Origin of the sequence: Protofrankia sp. Cr1 (assembly GCF_963555865.1) — a bacterium.
GTDB lineage: Bacteria > Actinomycetota > Actinomycetes > Frankiales > Frankiaceae > Protofrankia.
Genome location: NZ_CAUVXO010000028.1, coordinates 4,447 through 5,933 on the forward strand (window position 1 = coordinate 4,447; position 1,487 = coordinate 5,933).

The following is a 1,487-nucleotide window of genomic DNA, read 5'->3' on the forward strand; positions in this document are numbered from 1 at the left end:
CGAAGGCGAGGGCACCGGAGCGGGGCTCGGCGGGGCCGTCCGACGCGGCCTCGGCTTCAGCGTCCTGAACAATGCACTCAGCCGCCTGGGCACCGTCGTTACCGGGGTCGTCCTCGCCCGGCTCCTCAGCCCGTCGGACTACGGCGACTTCGCGGTCGCGCTGGTCGTCCTGAATGCGCTGCTGTCCATTAACGAACTAGGCGTCTCCCTCGCGATCGTGCGTTGGCCGGGGAACCCTCGCCTGATCGCCCCGACCGTACAGACGTTGTCGACCGGGTTCAGCACCGGACTTTTTCTGCTCACCCTGGTGCTGGCACCGGCCATCGCAAGCCTGCTCGGCTCAGCCGCCGCGACCGACCTGGTCCGGGTGCTGGCGGCCAGCATGATTGTCGATGGGTTGGCTTCCGTTCCCGCGGCGTTGCTCACCCGCGGTTTCCAGCAGGACCGGCGGATGGTCGCCGACCTTGCTGGACTCGTCGTGAACACGACCGCCACGATCGGACTGGCCGTCCTGGGGCATGGCGCGTGGAGCCTGGCCATCGGCTATCTGGCCGGTAACATCACCACCTCAACCCTGATCTTCATCTTCGCCGGAGCACAGATCCGGTTCGGCTTCGACCGGAGTCAGGTCCGCGCGTTGCTGGACTTCGGTCTCCCGCTGGCCGGCTCAAGTCTGCTGGTCTTCGGAGTGCTCAACGTCGACTATGTCGTCGTCGGCGCCGTCCTGGGACCGGTGGCGCTCGGTTTCTACATGCTGGCGTTCAACCTTTCGAGCTGGCCGGTCAACATGTTCTCCCTGGCCGTGCGCAGAGTGGCCATGCCGGCGTTCGCCCGGCTGTCGGCCGATCGCCGTGCGCTCAGCGACGCGTTCGCCCGTTCGATCGCGCTGCTGATGGCGGCCACGCTGCCGGTCTGCGCGATCCTCGCCGTGCTCGCCGGGCCGGTGATCCGCACCGTCTACGGACCAAAGTGGGATGCCGCCGCCGACGCCCTGCGCTGGCTCGCGGTCCTCGGGGCCGCCCGGGTCGCCGCCGAACTGGCCTACGACCTGCTGGTGGGTGCCGGCCGGTCTCGCGCGATCTTCGCCGTCCAGGGGGTCTGGCTGGTGGTCCTCACCCCGGCCCTGCTCGTCGGTGCACACACGGCCGGTATCGGTGGTGTCGCCTTCGCCCAGGCCGCGGTGGCCGTGGTGGTCGTAGGCCCGGCGTTCATATTCGCCATTGCGCGGGCGGACGTCCGCCCCACCGCCGCCCTGCGGTACTGCGGCCGGCCGGCCGTCGCGACCACTGCCCTTGTCCTGGTCATGGTGGGCCTTGGCACGGTGGTACACGGGGACGCCGCCCGACTGGTCCTGCTCCCCCTCGCCGGGCTGGCCGTCTGCGTCGTACTGCTGTTCCCGCTGCTGCGGCTGGCCCGATCAACATCGGAACAGCCGCAGCAGTCCTACGGCACGGAAACAGCGGAGGGCATCGAGCCACCGGCAGGCG

The 1,487-nt window shown here is 69.6% G+C and carries 1 protein-coding gene; it reads left to right on the forward strand.

The features are described 5' to 3' along the window. Nucleotides 1-1,487, forward strand: a 1,487-nt coding sequence (locus tag U9980_RS04760) for a lipopolysaccharide biosynthesis protein (protein WP_322766852.1), incomplete at both ends; no start/stop codon positions are given.